The sequence below is a fragment of the Mycobacterium sp. NPDC051804 genome (genome assembly GCF_044452905.1).
Lineage (GTDB): Bacteria > Actinomycetota > Actinomycetes > Mycobacteriales > Mycobacteriaceae > Mycobacterium.
Genome location: NZ_JBITCD010000005.1, coordinates 93,799 through 113,100 on the forward strand (window position 1 = coordinate 93,799; position 19,302 = coordinate 113,100).

Consider the following 19,302-nt stretch of genomic DNA (forward strand, 5'->3'; position numbering starts at 1 on the left):
ATTCGCTTAGAGATCGCTTAGGGACTGCACGGTCGTCCCAAAAAAAGGGCCCCGTATGTATTGCGCAGAAGCGCCCTGACCACTTAAGTTGTGCAAACGGTGCGATGCAGGTCACACTAGACCCTCGCATAGTGACGTAGAACGCACTATCGCGTTCTACACCAGGAGAGTAAGCCGTCATCGGGGGGCGGCCGGAACGAAGGGGATCGCTGGTGTCCGGTATGAGGCCTGCAGCGCGGAGAACAAGCATGACCATTACTGCTCCCAGTGTCGTCCAAGGCGCCGAGGCCGAGGCCCGCATCGCCTGGGTTTCCCAGGCACGCTGTCGTCAGGCTGACCCCGACGAACTTTTCGTTCGCGGAGCCGCGCAGCGTAAAGCCGCGGTCATCTGCAGGCACTGCCCGGTGATCCTGGAATGCGGCGCTGACGCGCTCGACAACCGGGTGGAGTTCGGTGTGTGGGGAGGCATGACCGAACGTCAGCGCCGCGCCCTGCTCAAGCAGCACCCCGAGGTGGTTTCCTGGGCCGAGTTCTTCGCCGCCCAGCGCAAGCACCGCAGCGCGGTTTAAACCGCTAAGCCGCAGCCGTCTCGCCGGTGATCTGATCGGCGATCGCCCTCAGCGCCTCCAGGTCGGAGACGTCGAACGGCAACGACGGCACACCCACGATCGCCACGTGTGGATTAGCGCCCGTGAACCGTGACAGCAGCCTGATTTCCCGCTTGGACCGTCCTGCGCGGTCGGAGTGAATCCGTAGCACCGCAGCGGTGAGCGAGTCCGGATCGGCGGCCTCCAAGGCGTCCGCGGCCTCATCCGCCTTGTCGGCGTGCAGCGACGACAGCATCGGATGGGTGCGGTTGAGGATCAGCCCTGACAGCGGCATGTGCTCCTGTGAGAGCCGGTCGATGAAGAACGACGCCTCACGCAGCGCGTCGGGCTCGGCGGCCGACACCACGACGAACTGTGTTCCCCGCCGCTTCAACAACTCGTAGGTGCGGTCGGCCTTCTCCCGGAAGCCGCCGAACGTGGCGTCCAGGGACTGCACGAAAGCTGCTGCGTCGCCGAGCATCTGAGAACCGAGCACTGTCGAGAGTGCCTTCATTGCCAGCCCCATCGCCCCGGTCACCAGCTTGCCGATACCGCGGCCAGGGCCCAGCAGCAACTTCCACAACCGGCTGTCCATGAAGCCGCCCAACCGTTTTGGCGCATCAAGGAAGTCCAACGCATTGCGTGACGGGGGAGTGTCGACGACCACGAGGTCCCAGCGGTCCTCGCCGAGCAGTTGGCCCAACTTCTCCATGGCCATGTATTCCTGCGTGCCCGCCAGTGACGTCGCGACGGTTTGATAGAACTGATTGTCCAGAATCTCTTGTGCGCGTTCGGGTCCGGAGTACTGGATAACCATTTCGTCAAACGTGCGACGCATGTCGAGCATCATCGCGTGTAGCTCGCCCGGGACCTCAGGTGCAAGCGGCACCCGCTGCGGGGTATTGCCCAGATCTTTGATGCCGAGGGCCTGAGCCAGTCGCTTGGCCGGGTCGATGGTCAGCACCACGACAGTGCGGCCGTACTCGGCGGCTCGCAATGCCATCGCCGCGGCAGTGGTGGTCTTGCCGACACCGCCTGCGCCGCAACACACCACGACCCGATTCGAGGTGTCGGACAGGATCGAAGCCATGTCCAGTGCGGGTGGTGTGGTACTCATCGGACCCCCTGGTGAGCGAGTGCTTCGGCGAGCTCGTAAAGGCTGCCCAGATCGACGCCGTCGGAGATCTGCGGCAACTCCAGACGGGCCAGCTCGAGCTCGTCGAGCTGCTCGGCGCTCTCGGCGCGCGCCTGGATTCGGGTGGCATGCTGAATCGTCTCGGTCAATAGCCCGGCGAAGTCGTTGCCGGACAACGTGATTCCCGCATCACTGAGACTCGTGCGGACGGCGTCGGCATCGATCACACCCTCGGCGGCCTTGGCCAGGGCCTCGGGTGGCAGGTACGAGGGAATGTTGCGATTGACGATGACACTGCCAATAGGCAGGCCCAGCTCCTTGAGCTCGTCGACGGCCTCCAGCGTCTCCTGGATCGGCAGCGCCTCGAGCAAGGTCACCAGATGGATCGCGGTGAGGTCGGAGTGCAGCACCTTGACGACGCTCTCAGCCTGCGAATGCACCGGGCCGCCCTTGGCCAGTTGTGAGACCGCCTTGGTGACGTCGAGGAACCGGGAGATGCGTCCGGTCGGCGGCGAGTCGACGACGATCGCGTCGTAGACCGGGTGTTTTCCCTTCTCTGCGCGGGTGACGATCTCACGGATCTTTCCCGTTAGCAGCACGTCACGCAGGCCGGGAGCGATGGTCGTGGCGAACTCGACGGCCCCGATCCGTCGCATCGCGCGGCCGGCGATACCCAGGTTGTAGAACATGTCCAGGTACTCGAGGAACGCCGCCTCGGTGTCGATCGCCAGCGCGTTGACGGTGCCGCCACCGTCCGCCGTGGCGATTTTGACTTCCTCGTATGGCAGCGGCGGAACGTCGAACAGCTGCGCAATGCCTTGCCGTCCTTCGACTTCCACTAACAGCACCTTGCGTCCGCCAGCGGCGAGCGCCAGCGCTAGTGCAGCGGCGATTGTCGATTTACCGGTTCCGCCCTTGCCGGTGACGAAGTGCAGCCGCGCCTTGGTCAGGCGCGACGGCCAACCGACCGCGCTGCGGTCATCAGAGGTGGTGCTCACCCGTGCATGCTAACCAAGTGCACTTCGCTGCCCGATAAGCTCAGCCACATGAGCGAACCAACCCGCTGGGAGTACGCCACCGTTCCGCTGCTTACGCACGCGACCAAACAGATCCTCGATCAGTGGGGAGAAGACGGCTGGGAGCTGGTTTCGGTACTCCCCGGACCGACCGGTGAGCAGCACGTCGCGTATCTCAAGCGACCGAAGTGAATGTCTCGGCCAGGCTCGCCGAGCTGGGCATAACGCTGCCCGACGTGGTGCCGCCGCTGGCGGCCTATGTGCCCGCGGTGCGCACCGGGAACCTGGTCTACACCGCCGGTCAGCTGCCCATGGAGGCCGGCAGCCTGGTGCGGGCGGGCAAGGTGGGCGCCGAGGTCACCCCGGAGGACGGCAAGACGCTGGCGCGGGTGTGCGCGCTCAATGCGCTGGCCGCCGCGCACTCGCTCGTCGGCATCGATTCGGTCGCCCGCGTGGTGAAGGTGGTGGGCTTCGTCGCGTCCGCGCCCGGCTTCAACGGCCAGCCCGGCGTCATCAATGGGGCGTCACAGCTGTTCGGTGACGTGTTCGGCGCGGCCGGGGCACATGCGCGGTCGGCTGTCGGCGTCTCGGAGCTGCCGCTGGATGCGCCGGTCGAGGTCGAAGTGATCTTCGAGGTCGCGTGAGCGACAGTTAGGCAGAGGTCGCGTGACCCTCGAGCACCCCGCGTACAAGAAACTCCGTCCGGTCACGGAGACCGCGTCGGTGCTGCTGTGCGACAACCCCGGCATCATGACGCTGGAGGGCACCAACACATGGGTGCTGCAGGGGCCGGGCAGCGACGAGATGGTCATCGTCGACCCCGGGCCTGAGGACGACGAGCACATCGAGCTGATCGCAGGCCTGGGCAAGATCCCGCTGGTGCTCATCAGCCACAAGCACGAGGACCACACCGGCGCCATTGACAAGATCGTCGACCGCACCGGCGCGGTGGTCCGGTCCGTCGGCAGCGGCTTCCTGCGAGGGCTCGGCGGGCCCCTGACCGACGGTGAGGTCATCGACGCGGCCGGCCTGCGCATCACGGTGATGGCCACTCCCGGGCACACCGCCGATTCAGTGTCCTTCCTGCTGGACGACGCCGTGCTGACCGCCGATACGGTGCTTGGCCGCGGCACGACCGTCATCGACAAGGAGGACGGCAGCCTGCGGGAGTACCTGGACTCGCTGCAGCGCCTGCGGGGCGTCGGCCACCGAATGGTCCTGCCGGGCCACGGCCCGGATCTCGCCGACCTGGAAGCAGTCAGCGATATGTACCTGGCGCACCGTGAGGAGCGCCTCGACCAGGTGCGGGCGGCGCTACGGGAAATCGGCGACGACGCCACAGCGCGCCAGATCGTCGAGCACGTCTACACCGACGTCGACGAAAAACTCTGGGACGCAGCGGAATGGAGCGTCCAAGCCCAGGTGGACTACCTGCGCGACTAGCGCGCCCTTCGAGCCAGGCGCTCGCTGTCGGAGATCAGAACGCTCTTGCCCTCCAGCCGGATCCAGCCGCGGTGAGCGAAATCGGCGAGCGCCTTATTGACGGTCTCGCGCGAGGCGCCGACGAGCTGAGCGATCTCCTCCTGCGTCAGGTCGTGGGTGACGCGCAGTGCGCCGCCCTCCTGAGTGCCGAAGCGCTGGGCCAGCTGCAGCAGCTGCTTGGCCACGCGGCCCGGGACGTCGGTGAAGATCAGATCGGCGAGGTTGTTGTTGGTGCGGCGCAGCCGGCGGGCCAGCACGCGCAACAACTGCTCGGCGATCTCGGGGCGGTCGGCGATCCAGGCGCGTAGCGCGTCGCGGTCCATGGATACGGCGCGCACGTCGGTGATCGTCGTGGCGCTGGACGTCCGCGGGCCGGGGTCGAAGATCGACAGCTCGCCGAACATGTCCGACGGACCCATGATCGTGAGCAGATTCTCACGGCCATCGGGTGAGCGGCGGCCGATCTTGACCTTGCCGGAAACGATGATGTAGAGCCGGTCGCCGGGCTCCCCCTCGGCGAACACGGTGTGCCCACGCGGGAAGTCGACGGGCTGCAGTTGTTTGGTCAGCGCTGAAACTGCGCTGGGTTCGACTCCCTGGAAGATTCCGGCCCTCGCCAGGATCTCGTCCACGTTGCCCCTCTTAAGCTGTTGGGTGATATGACATGCGCAGGCTGACCTCTATTTTGGATCAGTCTAGAGGTAGGCCATTTGACCAGCCCACGCTACACACGATTGGGTTGCCGAGTCCGCTGAAACTCAGGATTGGCCGCGCTGTGGATCAACACTCGCGTCGGCAAACGCTCGGTATCGGCGGTCGGTATTTGCCCGTTTTGATTCGGTGCCTGCCCCTGCAATCGCCGATGCTGGCTGTCCATCGCGCAGCTCATTCCGTCGCGCGCAAGTGTGTTGACGTCGTCGGCCTCAGCTTGATCGAGAAACGCCGCCACGTCGCTCGCCGAGACCGTGTCGCGAGACAGGCTCGATTCGAGTCGTTCCAGCGCGAAAGTTGCCATCATCAGTAACCCCGGAATCAGGGCCACGAGCAACCAGGACACAAGGGAGAAGTAAACACGCCGTAGGTCTCAACGGGATTACGAATTGTCACCGGTCCGCACCGGTTCTGTCGGGCCCGCTAAGTACGCTGTTTTTGTGACTGTGCCCAAGCGCGCCCGCAAAAGAGACGGCGAGACACGCCTCGGTCTCGTCCGTCGGGCCCGGCGAATGAATCGTGAGCTGGCACAGGCATTTCCGCATGTGTACTGCGAGTTGGACTTCACCAACCCGCTCGAGTTGGCCGTCGCGACGATTCTGTCCGCACAGAGCACCGACAAAGGGGTCAACCTCGCCACCCCCGCGTTGTTCAAGAAGTACCGCACAGCACTGGACTACGCGAAGGCCGACCGCACGGAACTCGAGGAGTTGATCCGGCGCACGGGGTTCTACCGCAACAAGGCCAACTCCCTGATGCGGCTGGGGCAAGAACTTGTCGAGCGGTTCGACGGGCAGGTGCCCGCGACGCTCGAAGAACTCGTCACGCTGCCCGGCATCGGACGCAAGACCGCCAACGTCATCCTCGGCAACGCCTTCGGAATTCCCGGCATCACCGTCGACACCCATTTCGGCAGGCTCGTCCGGCGCTGGCACTGGACCACAGAGGAGGATCCGGTCAAGGTCGAGCATGCGATCGGCGAGCTGATCGAGCGTGCCGAATGGACCGACCTGAGCCACCGGGTGATCTTCCACGGCCGCCGCGTCTGCCACGCCCGCAAACCCGCCTGCGGCATTTGCGTGCTCGCCAAAGACTGTCCCTCCTTCGGCACCGGCCCCACCGACCCGCTGATCGCCGCTCCTCTGGTCAAGGGACCCGAAACCGAGCACCTACTGGCACTGGCCGGTCTCTAGCGCTCGCCCCACCGCACCGATGAACAACTCGACTCGATGGACCGTGGCCGTGATGGTCGTGGTGGTCGCGCTCGGTGCCGCGTTGTGGATTCAACTCGGAGGCGACGAATCCCAGCACGGCTCGACCGGCCCGGGCACCTCCCGCGATCGGCGGGACGCCGACACCACGGAGGCTTTGGCCGGGCCCCGGGCCCGCGCTGACCTGGCACGGTGTCCAACGCCGGGCACGGGGGAAGGCCCAGAGGCCTTGCGGGGCATCGTCCTGGAATGCGCCGGTGACGGGTCCAGCGTCGACGTCGCCAGGGCCGTCGCGGGCCGCACGGTCGTGCTCAACCTGTGGGCCTACTGGTGCGCGCCGTGCGCCCACGAACTGCCCGCGATGGCCGAGTACCAGCGGCGGCTCGGACCAGAGGTAACCGTGCTGACGGTGCACCAGGACGAGAACGAGACCGCGGCCCTGTTGCGACTGGCTGAGCTGGGCGTACATCTGCCGACGGTGCAGGACGGCCGCAGACGCATCGCGGCCGCGCTGAAGGTTCCCAACGTCATGCCAGCGACTGTTGTGCTGCGCGCGGACGGTAGCGTTGCCGCAATCCTGCCGCGGTCTTTCGCAAACGCCGACGAGATTGCGGCCGCTATCGACCCACAGTTAGGGGAGCCGGGGTGAGTTGGGCTACCGACGGGAGCGAACTAGCTCCTGATGCGGCCCCGGCATGGCTCAAACCGCTGGTCGACAACGCCAAGGACATCAAGCACGCCTACCGCAGGCGGGTGCCGCCCGAGGTGCTGGCAATGGTCACCGCGGCCAACACCAAGGCTGCGGTCACCGGAGCACGCCGCGACGCCGCGGTTCTGGTGCTGTTCTCCGGCCCGCTCGATTCCCCGTCCGGCGGAGTTCCCGACGAGGCTGACCTGCTGGTAACGGTGCGCGCATCCACGCTGCGCCACCACGCCGGACAGGCCGCGTTCCCAGGTGGGGCGGCCGATCCAGGCGATACCGGCCCGGTGTACACCGCCCTCCGCGAGGCCACCGAGGAGACCGGGATCGACCCGACCCGACTGCAGCCGCTGGCCACCCTCGAGCGGATGTTCATTCCACCGTCGGGCTTCCACGTCGTGCCCGTGCTGGCGTATTCGCCCGATCCAGGTCCGGTGGCGGTGGTCGACGAGTCCGAAACGGCGGTCGTCGCGCGGGTGCCGGTCCGGGCGTTCGTCAATCCGGAGAACCGAATCATGGTCTACCGCAAGGAGAACACCCGCCGCGCCGCCGGTCCGGCGTTCCTGCTCAACGAGATGCTGGTGTGGGGGTTCACCGGGCAGGTGGTCTCCGCGATGCTCGATGTCGCCGGCTGGGCGCGGTCGTGGAACACCGACGACATCCGGGAGCTAGAGGACGCAATGGCGCTAGTGGGAGACGACGCCGGCGGGCAGTCGCGCAGCGACTTGGGGATCAACACCCGCTACGGTAAGTCGCAACCATGACATCGTCGCAGTGGCTCGACCTCGCCGTCCTCGCGGTTGCGTTCATCGCCGCCGTCTCGGGATGGCGCTCGGGCGCGCTGGGATCGCTGCTGTCCTTCGTGGGTGTGGTGCTCGGCGCCGTGGCCGGTGTGCTGCTGGCCCCGCACGTCGTCTCCAGCATCGAAGGTCCGCGTACCAAGCTCTTCGTGACCTTGTTCCTGATCCTGGCCCTGGTGGTGGTCGGTGAGATCGCCGGCGTGGTGCTGGGCCGGGCGGTGCGCGGTGCGATTCGCAATCCCGGGGTGCGGACGCTGGACTCGACCATCGGCGTGGCGCTGCAGATCGTCGCCGTGCTGGTCGCCGCGTGGATGCTGACCTACCCATTGCAGACCTCCGACCAGCCCAACCTGGCCGCGGCCGTGCGCGGATCGGTGGTGCTCAAGGAGGTCGACAGCGTCGCGCCGGGTTGGCTGCGGTCCGTGCCGACGCGGCTCTCGGCGCTGCTGGACACCTCCGGCCTGCCCGACGTCCTCCAGCCGTTCGGCCGTACCCCGATCGTCGCCGTCGACGCCCCGGACGCGGCGCTGGCCGCCGACCCCGTCGTCGCTGCGACCCGGCCCAGCGTGGTGAAGATCCGCGGCGTCGCGCCCGGTTGTCAGAAGGTGCTGGAAGGCACCGGGTTCGTCGTCGCACCCAACCGCGTGATGTCCAACGCGCACGTCGTCGCCGGTGCCGAAAGCGCCACCGTCGAGGTGGACGGGCGGACCTACGACGCGTACGTCGTCTCCTACGATCCGCAGGCCGACATCTCGATCCTGGACGTGCCCGAGCTGTCCGCCACGCCACTGGAGTTCGCGCAGGGCGAGGCGGCAACTGGCACTGACGCCGTCGTGATGGGGTATCCCGGTGGCGGCGACTTCGCCGCGACGCCCGCCCGCATTCGCGAGACCATCGAACTCAACGGTCCCGACATCTATCGCAGCACCACCGTCACACGCCAGGTGTACACCATCAGAGGCAGTGTGCGACAAGGTAATTCGGGTGGACCAATGATCGACCGCAGCGGCAAGGTACTCGGCGTGGTGTTCGGTGCGGCAGTCGATGACGCCGACACCGGCTTCGTGCTGACCGCCGAAGAGGTCAAGCGTCAGTTCGAGAAGATCAACAACACCCAGCGCGTCGCGACCGGCGCGTGCGTCACCTAGTCAGGCGCCGTACACCTGCGCCACGAAGCGCGACAGCTGATCGTTGACTGCGTCCGGTGCTTCCTCGTGGGCGAAATGCCCTGCGTCGGCGATGGATACGTAGCGTCCGTGCGGAGCGTAGTGCTGGGTGCGATACACGGGGTCGGCAAGGACGTACGGGTCGCCCTCGCCGCGCAGGTGCAGCACCGGCACATTGATTGGCCGCTTCATCGAGCGCATGAACCGCCGGCCTTCACTGCGGAACTGGCTGCGCACCGCCCAGCGCTGATACTCCAGCGCCGAATGCGCGGCCGAGGGAATCTGAATCGCTCGCCGCATGTGCGAGATCGTCTCGGAGAAGTCCTCGGAGGCAAGCCATTTCCCGCTCGCCCGGCTGCGGACCAGCCGCTCCAGTTCCTCGCCGTTGTGGCGGGTCAGCGAGCGCTCGGGCCATGCGGGCACCTGGTAGCGCAGCATCCACGGCAGTAGCGCGCGACCCTGATCACGTCGCCTCAACGCGGACGCCCGCAGCGCGACCGGATGCGGTGAGCTGACGACCGCGATCGACCGGACCATGCGCGGATGCAACACGGAGGTCGCCCAGCAGACCAGTCCACCGTCGGCATGGCCGACCAGCGTCGCTGACTTGTGGCCGAGTGCCCGCACCAGCCCAGCGGTGTCGCCGGCCAGGGTCCAACCGTCGTAGCCGCGTGGCGGTTTGTCGCTGCCGCCGTAGCCGCGCAGGTCGACGGCCACGACTCGCGCGCCCGTCAAGCCCCGCAGTTGATGCCGCCATGACCACCAGAACGAGCCGAACCCGTGCAGCAGGATGACCAGCGGCCGCTGCGTGACGGGTATCGATGACGAATCCTGGGATTGCGCCTCCACCACATGGAAGCGAATTCCGTTGGCGTGCACCTCGAGATGGTGCCAGGGACCGTCGATCCGAACGACCGACGGATCGGGCGGCACTACCAGCCTGACGGGTCAGAAGTCGCAGCCGGCTTACCGGGCTTTCCGTCACCGGCCGACTCGATCGCCACGGCCTTGTCATGGCCGGGTGTCAGCGCCTCGGGAAGTTCCTTGACCGATTCGATGGTCTTCTGCGGCCCCCTGATCCGGCGGACCTTGAGATAGCCGAGCAATGCGAAGATCGCGGTCACCACGACCATCACACCGAACACGATCAGGAACGCCGCCCACCGCCACAGCCACGTGTCGAGCAGCTCGGCGGCGAAGAAGAAGAAAAAGAACGTGGAGTAGAACAGCACCACCAGGGCGAGGATGAAGAAGACGCTGCCGGTGAGCCCCTTCTTGACGTCGCGGGTGATCTCGGCCTTGGCCAGCTCGACTTCGGCCCGCACCAGCGTGGAGACCTGGGCGGTGGCGTCCTTGACGAGATCGCCGATGGATGGGTCGGGCTTGGGAGCATGCGGGTCGACCAGTGGTATCGAGGTCACGGTGGTCGGCACGCCATTCCTGCAATCGCTCACGGACAATTCCTCCCGCATTTCCAGTCGGTCTGCGGTTCATGTTGCCATGTGGCGCGCGGTCAAACGATTCCGGCCGACGTTAGACTGACGAGGTCCAAGGGAACGCAGGTCGGGCGAGTCGAGGGGGTTTTTCACTTGAGGAGCAGCGGCCGCTGCCTGCGGATTCCACTGTTGATCGCCGCGCTCGTGGCGCTGTTCATGCCGACCGCCGCGATCGCCCACGCCCAGGATCCCGTCACGCTGGGCGGCGGATCAGGTCTGGTGGTCAACGGTGAGACGCTCTGCACGCTCACCGCGATCGGCAACGACAACAAGGGCAACTTGATCGGCTTCACCTCCGCGCACTGCGGCGGTCCCGGCGCGAAGGTCGGCGCGGAGGGCCATGAGAACGCCGGCGACCTCGGCACGATGGTGGCGGGCAACGATCTGCTCGACTACGCGGTCATCCAGTTCGACCCGCAGAAGGTCCATCCGGTCAACAACATCGACGGCTTCCAGATCGACGGCCTCGGCCCCGACCCGGTCGTCGGCGACATTGCCTGCAAGCTGGGACGCACCACCGGGTATTCGTGCGGCATCACGTGGGGGCCGGGCAAGGAGCCGGGCACCTTCATCAACCAAGCGTGCGGTCAGCCGGGCGACTCCGGCGCACCGGTGACCGTCAACAACCGGCTGGTGGGCATGATCCACGGGGCGTTCTCGGAGGAACTTCCGACGTGCGTCGTCAAATACATCCCACTGCACACGCCCGCCGTGAACATGTCGTTCAACACGCAACTGGCCGACATCGTGGCCAAGAACCGGCCCGGGTCCGGCTTCGTCCCGGTCGGCGCCGCGCCTGTGGCCTGACTACTTACCGGCGCGGATCGCCTCAAACACGCTGGGGTCCACCAGAGTTGAGGTATCGCCGAGCTCACGACCCTCAGCGACATCGCGCAACAGCCGCCGCATGATCTTGCCGCTGCGTGTCTTCGGCAGTTCGGGGACGACGTGGATCTCCCGCGGCCTGGCGATCTTGCCGATCTCCTTGGCGACCTGCTCGCGCAACTCGCTGACCATCTCGTCGCCGCTGTCCTTGGCGTGCGATTCCAGGATGACGAACGCGCAGATGCCTTGACCCGTGGTCTCGTCGGAGGCGCCGACGACGGCCGCCTCGGCCACGCCGGAGTGGCCGACGAGCGCCGATTCCACCTCGGTCGTCGAAATCCGGTGTCCCGAAACGTTCATCACGTCATCGATGCGGCCGAGCAGCCAGATCGAACCGTCGCTGTCGACCCGCGCACCGTCGCCGGCGAAGTACCAGCCCTGCGTTCCGTAGCGCGACCAGTACGTCTCCTTGTATCGCTCCGGGTCGCCCCAGATGCCACGCAACATCGACGGCCACGGCTGGTCGAGGACCAGATACCCCGTGACGTGCTCGGCTTCGTCGGCGCCGGGCACCAACTCCTGGCCCTCCTCGTCGACGATCATCGCCGAGATACCGGGCAGCGGCTTCATCGCGGAGCCGGGTTTGGTGTCGGTGATGCCGGGCAGCGGCGAGATCATGATGGAACCGGTCTCGGTCTGCCACCAGGTGTCGACGATAGGAGTCTTGTTGCCGCCGAACGCATCCCGGTACCATCGCCAGGCCTCAGGGTTGATCGGCTCGCCGACCGAACCCAGCAGACGCAGGCTGGTCAGGTCGTGCGCGTCGGGGTACTCGCGGCCCCACTTCATGAACATGCGGATCAGCGTTGGCGCCGTGTAATAGATGGTGACGCCGTACTTTTCGATGATCTCGAAGTGCCGGTGCTCGTTCGGCGAGTTCGGGGTGCCCTCGTAGACCACCTGCGTCGCGCCGTTGGACAGCGGTCCATAGACGATGTACGTGTGGCCGGTGACCCAGCCGATATCGGCGGTGCACCAGTACACGTCGGTCTCGGGCTTGATGTCGAAGACGTTGTGGTGCGTGAACGATGTCTGCGTCAGGTAGCCGCCGGAGGTGTGCATTATGCCCTTGGGCTTGCCGGTGGTTCCCGACGTGTAGAGCAGGAACAGCGGGTGTTCGGAATCGAACGCCTCGGGGGTGTGCTCGTCTGATGCCGGCTCGACGGTGTCGTGCCACCACACGTCGCGTCCCTCGGTCCACGGTGTGTCGATCCCGGTGCGGCGCACCACGAGCACGTGCTCCACAGACTCCTGTCCTTCGCAGGCCTCGTCGACGGACTCCTTCAGCGATACCGCCTGGCCGCGCCGGAACTGCCCGTCGCTGGTGATGACGAGTTTGGCTTCGGCGTCCTCGATGCGGGCCGCGAGCGCGGTCGCCGAGAATCCGGCGAAGACGACGGAGTGCATGACGCCAAGGCGCGCGCACGCCAGCATCGAGACGATGGCCTCCGGCAGCATCGGCATGTAGATGGCGACGCGGTCGCCCGCGACGAGCCCCATCTCGGTGAGCGCGTTGGCGGCCTTGCACACGTCGGTCTGCAGCTGCGCGTAGGTGATCGTGCGGGTGTCGTCGGCCGGCTCGCCCTGCCAGTGGATCGCCACCCGGTCGCCGTTGCCCGCCTCGACGTGGCGGTCCACGCAGTTATAGGCGACGTTGAGCTTGCCGCCGACGAACCACTTCGCGAACGGCGCTTCTGACCAGTCCAGCACCTCCCCGAACGGGGTGTCCCACGACAGCCGCTCGGCCTGCTTCGCCCAGAACGCGAGCCGGTCCGTTTCGGCCTCGCGGTACATCTCCTCCGTCGCGTTGGCCTGCGCGGCGAATTCGTCGGAAGGGGCGTAGGAGGACGGAACGTCGGTGTGCTTGGTCGAGGTGCCTGTCATGTCTGTGAGCGTAGTCACCCACGCTGATGATCAGGTCTGCAAGTCACAGCCTGCTCCGCAGGCGGCGCCTCAGGCGCGCCGAACGTCGTGACAGACGAGCCCAGCGGTCGGCTAGCGTGTGCTGCCGTGACCGCCGCCGATCCATTGGCCCCGCTGGCCCAGCTGCCCGGAGTGGCCGAAGCGTGCGCCGAAGCCAGTGAGGCCCTGGGGCGCGCGCACCGACACCGCGCGAACCTGCGCGGGTGGCCGGCGAACGCGGCCGAGGCAGGACTGCGGGCCGCGAGGGCGTCGTCTGTGCTTGACGGCGGCTCACTGCAGTTGTCCGATGCGGGCCCGGATCCGGTCCTCGCCGGTGCCCTGCGGGTGTCGGAAGCTCTCGAGGGTGGCGCGACCTCGTTGGTCGGGGTGTGGCAACGCGCACCCATGCAGGCCATCGCGCGGCTGCATGCGCTTGCGGCCGCCGACATCGCCGACGACGACGGACTGGGCCGCCCGCGTCCGGACACCGACGTCGGCCGACGACTGGAGCTGTTGACCGCCATCGTGACCGGCGGTACCCGCGTGCCCGCGCCGGTGCTCGCCGCCGTCGTGCACGGTGAACTCCTGACGCTGGCGCCGTTCGGGACCGCCGACGGCGTGGTGGCTCGGGCAGTTTCGCGGTTGGTGACCATCTCGAGCGGGTTGGACCCGCACGGCCTTGGCGTGCCCGAGGTGTACTGGATGCGGCAGTCCGGTGACTATCGCGCGGCCGCGCGTGGCTTCGCGTCCGGAACCCCCGACGGCCTCACCGCCTGGGTGCTGATGAGCTGTCGTGCGCTACACGCCGGTGCGCGGGAGGCGTTGTCGATCGCGCAGGGGAGCGTCGGTGAGGGCTCTCAGCAAAGTAAAGCGGGCGACGTTCCGAAGTGATTCGGCTCGCCGCCCGCTAGCACGGACACCGGTTACCATGCGTGCTCTGGTGGGTTGCGTGGGTGGCCTCGGCGTCTTGTCGGTGCGCTTCGGCTGCAACCCCACCCAAGGGGCCGTCGAAACCGTCCGCTATCGCAATTACGCAGGCCCGCAACACTTTTGCCTATTCCGCGGCATGTGCTCCGCGTGGGTGCCGGGTTCCGTGCTAGGGAGCCTGATTCGGGAGATCCGAGCCTTCTCTTCCGGCTCGGCCTTGGCCTCACCAAGCTTCCGTGTCTCCTTTGTACTCCGTGACCGCGGTCACATCAAGGGGCAAATCGCCGTGACTCCAGATCGTTACGCCCATGCCCGCCGACCACGCCCGGACCAGCTGTCGGGTTCGGATCAGAAGGCGAAACGGCGCAACAGCGAGTAGGTGAGCGCTCCGGCGGCCAGCGCGCTGACGCCGACCGCGGCGGTGGTTGCCATGGCGGCTCCCGACGGTGCTGGGATGCGGTCCCGCAACGAGACCGGCTTCGAGAACGTCAGCACTGGCCAACCCCTCGCCGATGCTTCTTTGCGCAACGTGCGATCCGGGTTTACCACGCTGGGGTGTCCGACCACCTCCAGCATGGGCACATCGGTGATCGAGTCGGAGTAGGCGTAGCAATGTTCGAGCGCGTATCCCTCTCGGTTGGCGAGCTCGCGAATCGCCTCCACCTTGCCGTCCCCGTAACAGTAGAAAGCGATGTCTCCCGTGTACTTGCCGTCCTCGACGACCATGCGGGTGGCCATAGCATGTGTGGCGCCGAGCGCGCGGGCAATCGGAGCAACAATCTCCTCGCCAGAGGCCGAAACCACCACTACATCCCGGCCGCAAAGCTTGTGGTCGGCAATCAGTTCAGCGGCCTCGGCGAACACCAAAGGGTTGACGATCTCGTGCAGCGTCTCCCCGACAATCGACTTCACCTGCTCGACGTCCCAGCCGGTGCACATGTTCGTCAGATAGGAGCGCATCCGGTCCATCTGATCGTGGTCGGCACCCGACATCAGGAAGAGGAACTGAGCGTAGGCAGACTTCAAAACCGTCCGCCGATTGATTAGCCCCTGATCGAAGAAAGGTTTGCTGAAGGCCAGGGTGCTCGATTTGGCGATGACCGTCTTATCAAGATCGAAGAAGGCGGCGGTGCGGACCGGACGGTTAGCCGGGCGCGCAATTTTCGGCCCGTTGGACCCCTCTGTCGCGGGGTGCGATGCGGCCACAACACCAGCATAGGGGGGCGCGTCGGACCGGAGGAGAGCGAGTCTATGAAATGGCAGTCTCCGACAGGTGTCGGTGACTGCATTTTTCCTGCTACACCCATGGTTTTAAACAGACGCGACACTTGCGCCCATCTACGTCGCCGTGTGTATAGTGAGTATTACTCGGCTTATGCCGGGTGTGCATCAGCCCGACCCCCCGGGGCTGATACACGACGACCTCCGCCTCCTCCCCCCCTGGCGGGGGTCGTCCCTTTTTCTGGGAAGTCTTGTCGGCATCGCCGAAACCGCCTCCGTGTCAGGGCTGTACACCCCTTGTCGCAGGATTCGTCTTTAGGACAGATGAGCCGTCGCGCCGTAGTTGCGGAATATTGTTTTCGCCGTCGATTTTTGCGGTTCATCCCCATTTCGCCGTTCTTCCACAGACTCAGCATCGACGCTGGCGCGGCGTTAGCGACAGCCCGCATGGTGGGCTCATGGGAAGCACCGCCGGAATCCTCGCGTTGTTAGGCGACGCCGAGCTGCGCGACGACGTGGATCGCATCGCCGCAGCGGCCGGTGTCCAGGTCGTGCACGCCAGCGAACCATCCGGCCGCAAGGTGTGGACGGGCGCGGTGGCCGTGCTGCTCGATCGCGCCGCGGCCCACCGCTGCGCGCAGCGGCTACTACCCCGGCGCGGCCGCGTCATCCTGGTCACCCGGTCAGAGCCCTGCCCCGCCGACTTCCAGGCCGCCATCGCGGTCGGCGCCCAACAGGTCGTCACCTTGCCCGCCCAAGACGGCGAATTGATGGCCGAACTGTCCGAGGCTGTCGAAGCCGCGGTGGCCGACGGAGCACGCGGCGCAGTGGTCGCGGTCATCGCAGGGAGGGGCGGAGCAGGTGCGTCGGTGTTCGCGGCAGCACTGGCACAGGTCGCAGCGGAGGTGTCTGATGCGCTGCTCATCGACGCCGATCCGTGGAGCGGCGGCATCGACCTTCTCCTCGGCCTCGAGGCGGACTCCGGGCTGCGCTGGCCGGACCTCACGCTGCAAGGCGGACGACTGAACTACGCTGCGCTCCGCGACACGCTCCCCCGGCAACGCGGCGTGTGTGTGCTCTCATGCGGCCGTGGCGGCGGAGACATCGATGCCACACCCCTCGGTGCTGTCGTGGACGCGGGCAGTCGTGGCGGCGCGACGGTGGTCTGCGATGTGCCGAGGCGATCGACTGCGGCTGCCGAGACCGTGCTCGAATCGGCGGATCTCGTCATCGTCGTCGCGCCCGCCGATGTGCGATCCAGCGCAGCCGCCGAAGGCGTCGCGCGTTGGGTCTCGACGGTGAACCCCAACGCGGGCCTGGTGGTGCGAGGGCCCGCACCGGGCGGGCTGCGATCCGCCGATGTCGCCGAGATCGTCGGTCTTCCGCTCCTCGCCGCGATGCGACCGCAGGCCCGCATTGCCGAGACCTTGGAACTTGGCGGTCTGCGGTTGCGCCGCCGCTCCCCGCTCACCGCCGCCGCACGCCGGGTGATGGCGGTACTGCATCAGCATCCGGTGGTGAGCGCGGCGTGAGCGCCTCGCTGATCGAACGCGTCCGCGAGCGGCTGGCTGCGGAGTCCGGGCCGCTGCGGCCGACCGCCGTTGCCGCCGCGATCCGGGCGGAGTCCGGCGGCGTGCTCGGCGACGCCGAGGTTCTCAGCGGGCTGCGCGTATTGCAAACCGAACTCACCGGGGCAGGCTTACTGGACCCGTTGTTGCGCGCGGACGGAACCACTGACGTTCTGGTCACCGCGCCCGACGCGGTCTGGGTCGACGACGGCGACGGCCTGCGCCGCACGTCGATCCGATTCGCAGACGACGACGCCGTGCGACGGCTGGCGCAGCGGCTGGCGCTGTCGGCCGGACGCCGCCTCGACGAGGCGCAGCCCTGGGTCGACGGCCAATTGACCGGACTGGGAAGCGGGCAGTGCACCGTTCGTCTGCACGCGGTGTTGTCGCCGATCGCCCCCAGCGGAACGTGCCTGTCACTGCGAGTGCTGAGGCCCGCCACCCAAGACCTCGCTGCGCTCGTGCAGACCGGAACCATCGAGCCGGCGGCCGCGGCGCTGCTGAACGACGTCATCGCCGCACGCCTGGCGCTGCTGGTCTCTGGGGGCACCGGCAACGGCAAGACCACGCTGTTGGCCGCGATTCTCGGCGCGGTCCCCGCCCACGAGCGCATCGTCTGCGTCGAGGACGCCGCGGAATTGGAGCCGGCGCATCCGCATCTGGTGAAACTCGTCGCACGACCCGCCAACGTCGAAGGCGTCGGAGAAGTGACTGTGCGCGACCTCGTCAGGCAGGCCTTGAGGATGAGGCCGGACCGGATCGTCGTCGGCGAGGTTCGCGGCGCCGAGGTGGTCGATCTTCTTGCCGCGCTCAACACGGGTCACGACGGCGGAGCGGGGACCGTGCACGCCAACAGTCCGGCCGAGGTACCCGCGCGGCTCGAAGCGCTCGCCGCGGTTGGCGGACTCGACCGCGGTGCGTTGCACAGCCAACTCGCGGCCGCCGTGCAGGTGCTCGTCCATGTCGGTCGCGATCACCGGGGCCGACGCCGGCTCAGCGAGATCGCGGTGCTCAGCCCCGCCGCCGACGGCCGGGTGCGCGCGGTGACCGCCTGGCGTGCCGGCACCGGTTTTGACTGCGGCGCCGAGCAGCTGCGCACGCTCGTCCGTGAGCGGAGGCAGGCATGAGAGACGCAACACTGGCGCTGGCTCTCGCGCTGCTGATGACGCCGCGTCCATCCCGACGCCGACTCCGTGCACGCGGCCCAGTCGACTCGACAGCACCGAAAGTCTCAGTGTGGCTTCTGGTTCCGGTCGTCGCGCTCGCTCTCCTGTTGGTTGCGGCCACATCGATCGGCGTTGTGGTCGCCGCGGCCATCGTGTGTGCGACCGTCGGGATGCGACGGAGGAATCGGCACCGGCGACGAACCCGCGCTGCCGAAGCCGCCGCGTTGCGGGGTGCGCTGGACGTCCTCGTCGGCGAACTGCGCGTCGGTGCGCACCCTGTCGTCGCCTTCGGCGTCGCCGCCGATGACACCGACGGTGTCGTCGCCACGGCGCTGCGGACGATCGCGGCGCGTGCGCGGTTGGGCGCCGATGTCGCAGCGGGCATGCTCAGCGTGGCGCACCGTTCGTCGTTGCCCGGGCAGTGGGAGCGGCTCGCGGTGTGCTGGCAGCTGGCACAGACGCACGGCCTGGCCATCGGCGCGCTGATGCAGACCGCGCAGCGGGACCTGGTTGAGCGGCAGCGATTCTCCTCCCGGGTCGACGCCGGCATGGCCGGAGCACGCACCACCGCCGCGGTGCTGGCGGGCCTGCCCGTCGTTGGCATCGGGCTCGGCCAGCTGATCGGTGCCGATCCGCTGGGCTTTCTGCTCGCCGACGGATTCGGTGGGTGGCTATTGATCATCGGAGTGTTGCTGGCTTGTGGCGGCCTACTGTGGTGCGACCGGATCACCGGTGCGGTAGTGAAATGACCTACGCCGCAATGCTGTTGGCAGCCGCCTTGTTGCTGGTGAGTCCGCGCTCCCGGGCTCGCATCCATGTGCGAGGTCCCGCGGTAGATGCCTCGGTGGCTCAGAGTGCGGTTCCCGATTCCGATCCGCTGGCCGCGGCGTCGACGCTGGAGGTGTTGGCGGCATGCCTGCGGTCGGGGATGGCGGTGTCGGCAGCTGCGGCGGCGACGGCGCCGTCAGCACCGCGGCATCTGGCCCTGATCCTGAATCGCGCCGCAGACCTGCTTGCACTCGGCGCTGATCCGGCATCGGCGTGGTCAGATCCAGCAGACCAGCGCGACGACCAGGCCGAAGCGCTGGTGCGCATGGCGCGTCGGTCAGCCGCCTCGGGCGCCGCACTGGCGCAAGGCGTTTCCGAGCTGGCCGTGCAATGCCGCGACGAGGCCGCCGACGCAGCCCGCGCCGCAGCGGAACGGGCGTCGGTCCTGATCGCGGGGCCGCTGGGGTTGTGCTACCTACCGGCGTTCCTGTGCCTGGGCATCGTGCCCGTCGTGGTTGGGTTGGCAGACGATGTGCTGCGTTCCGGTGTGCTGTAACAGTT

The 19,302-nt window shown here is 67.2% G+C and carries 22 protein-coding genes; 14 read left to right on the forward strand and 8 right to left on the reverse strand.

Going from position 1 to position 19,302, the window contains the following annotated elements:
• Positions 1–212 precede the first annotated feature (212 nt).
• Positions 213–569 (forward strand): WhiB family transcriptional regulator, encoded by a 357-nt coding sequence (locus ACIA48_RS20085; RefSeq protein ID WP_396735357.1) that lies wholly within the window; start codon positions 213–215, stop codon positions 567–569.
• Positions 570–573: 4 nt separating this feature from the next.
• Here the strand turns inward: ACIA48_RS20085 and ACIA48_RS20090 are convergent, their stop codons facing one another.
• Complete coding sequence (locus tag ACIA48_RS20090) at positions 574–1,704, reverse strand: ArsA family ATPase (RefSeq protein ID WP_396735360.1); 1,131 nt, start codon at positions 1,702–1,704, stop codon at positions 574–576.
• Positions 1,701–2,720, reverse strand: a complete 1,020-nt coding sequence (locus ACIA48_RS20095) for an ArsA family ATPase (RefSeq protein ID WP_396735363.1) — start codon at positions 2,718–2,720, stop codon at positions 1,701–1,703. The genes ACIA48_RS20090 and ACIA48_RS20095 overlap by 4 nt, the downstream gene beginning before the upstream one ends.
• A gap of 48 nt (positions 2,721–2,768) precedes the next feature.
• On the opposite strand from ACIA48_RS20095, the gene ACIA48_RS20100 reads away from it, so the two are divergent.
• The 3 genes from ACIA48_RS20100 to ACIA48_RS20110 are packed head-to-tail and all read left to right on the forward strand — an operon-like array spanning position 2,769 to position 4,181.
• Positions 2,769–2,930, forward strand: coding sequence for a DUF4177 domain-containing protein (locus ACIA48_RS20100; RefSeq protein WP_014817956.1), 162 nt, complete (start codon positions 2,769–2,771; stop codon positions 2,928–2,930).
• Positions 2,927–3,382 carry a RidA family protein gene (locus ACIA48_RS20105; protein ID WP_396735367.1) on the forward strand — a complete coding sequence of 152 codons (456 nt, stop codon included), beginning with the start codon at positions 2,927–2,929 and terminating at the stop codon, positions 3,380–3,382. Before ACIA48_RS20100 ends, ACIA48_RS20105 begins: the two co-directional genes overlap by 4 nt.
• A gap of 22 nt (positions 3,383–3,404) precedes the next feature.
• On the forward strand, positions 3,405–4,181 hold the full coding sequence (locus ACIA48_RS20110) for an MBL fold metallo-hydrolase (protein ID WP_396735370.1): 777 nt from the start codon (positions 3,405–3,407) through the stop codon (positions 4,179–4,181).
• Here ACIA48_RS20110 and crp read toward each other — a convergent pair.
• Both crp and ACIA48_RS20120 read right to left on the reverse strand, forming a co-directional pair.
• On the reverse strand, positions 4,178–4,852 hold the full coding sequence (gene crp, locus ACIA48_RS20115; RefSeq protein WP_014210546.1) for a cAMP-activated global transcriptional regulator CRP: 675 nt from the start codon (positions 4,850–4,852) through the stop codon (positions 4,178–4,180). The genes ACIA48_RS20110 and crp overlap by 4 nt on opposite strands.
• Positions 4,853–4,944: 92 nt before the next feature.
• Complete coding sequence (locus ACIA48_RS20120; protein ID WP_396735375.1) at positions 4,945–5,238, reverse strand: hypothetical protein; 294 nt, start codon at positions 5,236–5,238, stop codon at positions 4,945–4,947.
• 205 nt (positions 5,239–5,443) lie between these two features.
• Between ACIA48_RS20120 and nth the strand changes: the two genes are divergently transcribed.
• From nth to marP, 4 genes are read left to right on the forward strand one after another with little or no spacing between them, the layout of a single operon-like run.
• Positions 5,444–6,124, forward strand: coding sequence for an endonuclease III (gene nth / locus ACIA48_RS20125; RefSeq protein ID WP_396736776.1), 681 nt, complete (start codon positions 5,444–5,446; stop codon positions 6,122–6,124).
• A gap of 19 nt (positions 6,125–6,143) precedes the next feature.
• On the forward strand, positions 6,144–6,791 hold the full coding sequence (locus ACIA48_RS20130) for a TlpA family protein disulfide reductase (protein ID WP_396735378.1): 648 nt from the start codon (positions 6,144–6,146) through the stop codon (positions 6,789–6,791).
• Complete coding sequence (locus ACIA48_RS20135; RefSeq protein ID WP_396735380.1) at positions 6,788–7,606, forward strand: NUDIX hydrolase; 819 nt, start codon at positions 6,788–6,790, stop codon at positions 7,604–7,606. Before ACIA48_RS20130 ends, ACIA48_RS20135 begins: the two co-directional genes overlap by 4 nt.
• Complete coding sequence (gene marP, locus ACIA48_RS20140; RefSeq protein WP_396735383.1) at positions 7,603–8,790, forward strand: acid resistance serine protease MarP; 1,188 nt, start codon at positions 7,603–7,605, stop codon at positions 8,788–8,790. The genes ACIA48_RS20135 and marP overlap by 4 nt, the downstream gene beginning before the upstream one ends.
• Here marP and ACIA48_RS20145 read toward each other — a convergent pair whose 3' ends face one another.
• Both ACIA48_RS20145 and ACIA48_RS20150 read right to left on the reverse strand, forming a co-directional pair.
• Entirely contained in the window at positions 8,791–9,741 is a 951-nt protein-coding gene (locus ACIA48_RS20145; protein WP_396735386.1) for an alpha/beta fold hydrolase, read from the reverse strand.
• Entirely contained in the window at positions 9,741–10,280 is a 540-nt protein-coding gene (locus ACIA48_RS20150; protein WP_396735389.1) for a phage holin family protein, read from the reverse strand. Before ACIA48_RS20150 ends, ACIA48_RS20145 begins: the two co-directional genes overlap by 1 nt.
• A gap of 180 nt (positions 10,281–10,460) precedes the next feature.
• On the opposite strand from ACIA48_RS20150, the gene ACIA48_RS20155 reads away from it, so the two are divergent.
• On the forward strand, positions 10,461–11,111 hold the full coding sequence (locus ACIA48_RS20155; protein ID WP_396736779.1) for a S1 family peptidase: 651 nt from the start codon (positions 10,461–10,463) through the stop codon (positions 11,109–11,111).
• Here ACIA48_RS20155 and acs read toward each other — a convergent pair whose 3' ends face one another.
• Positions 11,112–13,073: an acetate--CoA ligase gene (gene acs / locus ACIA48_RS20160; RefSeq protein WP_396735392.1), complete on the reverse strand. Its 1,962-nt coding sequence runs from the start codon at positions 13,071–13,073 to the stop codon at positions 11,112–11,114.
• A gap of 126 nt (positions 13,074–13,199) precedes the next feature.
• On the opposite strand from acs, the gene ACIA48_RS20165 reads away from it, so the two are divergent.
• Positions 13,200–13,982, forward strand: coding sequence for an oxidoreductase (locus tag ACIA48_RS20165; RefSeq protein ID WP_396735395.1), 783 nt, complete (start codon positions 13,200–13,202; stop codon positions 13,980–13,982).
• A gap of 384 nt (positions 13,983–14,366) precedes the next feature.
• Here ACIA48_RS20165 and ACIA48_RS20170 read toward each other — a convergent pair whose 3' ends face one another.
• Complete coding sequence (locus ACIA48_RS20170; RefSeq protein WP_396736781.1) at positions 14,367–15,179, reverse strand: HAD-IB family hydrolase; 813 nt, start codon at positions 15,177–15,179, stop codon at positions 14,367–14,369.
• Positions 15,180–15,697: 518 nt separating this feature from the next.
• On the opposite strand from ACIA48_RS20170, the gene ssd reads away from it, so the two are divergent.
• From ssd to ACIA48_RS20190, 4 genes are read left to right on the forward strand one after another with little or no spacing between them, the layout of a single operon-like run.
• On the forward strand, positions 15,698–16,771 hold the full coding sequence (gene ssd / locus ACIA48_RS20175) for a septum site-determining protein Ssd (protein ID WP_396735398.1): 1,074 nt from the start codon (positions 15,698–15,700) through the stop codon (positions 16,769–16,771).
• The gene (locus ACIA48_RS20180; protein ID WP_396735401.1) at positions 16,768–17,934 is read left to right on the forward strand and encodes a TadA family conjugal transfer-associated ATPase; all 1,167 of its coding nucleotides are present in this window, start codon (positions 16,768–16,770) and stop codon (positions 17,932–17,934) included. The genes ssd and ACIA48_RS20180 overlap by 4 nt, the downstream gene beginning before the upstream one ends.
• On the forward strand, positions 17,931–18,722 hold the full coding sequence (locus ACIA48_RS20185) for a type II secretion system F family protein (RefSeq protein ID WP_396735404.1): 792 nt from the start codon (positions 17,931–17,933) through the stop codon (positions 18,720–18,722). The genes ACIA48_RS20180 and ACIA48_RS20185 overlap by 4 nt, the downstream gene beginning before the upstream one ends.
• A complete protein-coding gene (locus tag ACIA48_RS20190; protein WP_396735406.1) occupies positions 18,719–19,297 on the forward strand; it encodes a type II secretion system F family protein in 579 nt (192 codons plus the stop codon). Before ACIA48_RS20185 ends, ACIA48_RS20190 begins: the two co-directional genes overlap by 4 nt.
• The last annotated feature ends 5 nt before the right edge of the window (positions 19,298–19,302 follow it).

Coding starts and splice junctions, on each gene's coding strand:
- ACIA48_RS20090 (WP_396735360.1), bottom strand. CDS start 1,704: ATGAGTACCACACCACCCGCACTGGACATGGCTTCGATCCTGTCCGAC.
- ACIA48_RS20100 (WP_014817956.1), top strand. CDS start 2,769: ATGAGCGAACCAACCCGCTGGGAGTACGCCACCGTTCCGCTGCTTACG.
- ACIA48_RS20155 (WP_396736779.1), top strand. CDS start 10,461: ATGCCGACCGCCGCGATCGCCCACGCCCAGGATCCCGTCACGCTGGGC.
- nth (WP_396736776.1), top strand. CDS start 5,444: ATGAATCGTGAGCTGGCACAGGCATTTCCGCATGTGTACTGCGAGTTG.
- ACIA48_RS20190 (WP_396735406.1), top strand. CDS start 18,719: ATGACCTACGCCGCAATGCTGTTGGCAGCCGCCTTGTTGCTGGTGAGT.
- marP (WP_396735383.1), top strand. CDS start 7,603: ATGACATCGTCGCAGTGGCTCGACCTCGCCGTCCTCGCGGTTGCGTTC.
- ACIA48_RS20150 (WP_396735389.1), bottom strand. CDS start 10,280: ATGCGGGAGGAATTGTCCGTGAGCGATTGCAGGAATGGCGTGCCGACC.
- acs (WP_396735392.1), bottom strand. CDS start 13,073: ATGACAGGCACCTCGACCAAGCACACCGACGTTCCGTCCTCCTACGCC.
- ssd (WP_396735398.1), top strand. CDS start 15,698: ATGGGAAGCACCGCCGGAATCCTCGCGTTGTTAGGCGACGCCGAGCTG.
- ACIA48_RS20185 (WP_396735404.1), top strand. CDS start 17,931: ATGAGAGACGCAACACTGGCGCTGGCTCTCGCGCTGCTGATGACGCCG.
- ACIA48_RS20120 (WP_396735375.1), bottom strand. CDS start 5,238: ATGATGGCAACTTTCGCGCTGGAACGACTCGAATCGAGCCTGTCTCGC.
- ACIA48_RS20130 (WP_396735378.1), top strand. CDS start 6,144: ATGAACAACTCGACTCGATGGACCGTGGCCGTGATGGTCGTGGTGGTC.